This is a genomic window from Vibrio sp. 1069 (assembly GCF_033340555.1).
Map to the genome: position 1 here is coordinate 1 of NZ_JAWOWP010000800.1, position 549 is coordinate 549.

Consider the following 549-nt stretch of genomic DNA (forward strand, 5'->3'; position numbering starts at 1 on the left):
CACCGCATCTATTGGTCGCCAGCAATTGGTCGAGCCAGTCTTAGCTGATGGTGCTGTGATTGGTTTTGTACGTGTGACGTTTGAGACAGGCCGAGTGACGGCGATTTCTGATCACCATTATCGTAAGAGTGATCGTTACATGTACATGATGGTCTTGATGAGTTTTGTGTGTGGCATGTTGTTTATTATGATTTTACGTAGACAGCCGATCCGCCGTAAAAAAGCCGAAAACTTGCTGCTGACCAAGTAATTCCAACAGCCAACTTCAAATAAAAAACAGCCCGCTTTGAGCGGGCTGTTTTTTAGTTCTTGAAAGCGAAGATGAATCTTTGTCGCTTATTCTGCATCGCCTAGCAATACTGAATCTAACGCGATTAGCATCATGTCGTTAAATGTTGTTTGACGCTCGTCTGATGTGGTTTGCTCGCCAGTTTTGATATGGTCAGAAACCGTACAGATTGTCAGAGCTTTTGCGCCGTACTCTGCTGCTACGCCGTAAATACCCGCCGCTTCCATTTCAACACCAACAATGCCGTACTTGTCCATTAC

The 549-nt window shown here is 45.2% G+C and carries 1 protein-coding gene and 1 pseudogene; one reads left to right on the plus strand and one right to left on the minus strand.

Annotated features, from left to right (window positions below):
• Positions 1-250, plus strand: a 250-nt coding sequence (locus tag R7040_RS29135; RefSeq protein ID WP_318097999.1) for an AhpA/YtjB family protein, incomplete at its 5' end; no start/stop codon positions are given.
• 86 nt (positions 251-336) lie between these two features.
• Here R7040_RS29135 and deoD read toward each other — a convergent pair.
• Positions 337-549 (minus strand): annotated as a pseudogene (gene deoD / locus R7040_RS29140) (purine-nucleoside phosphorylase); the annotation flags it as partial.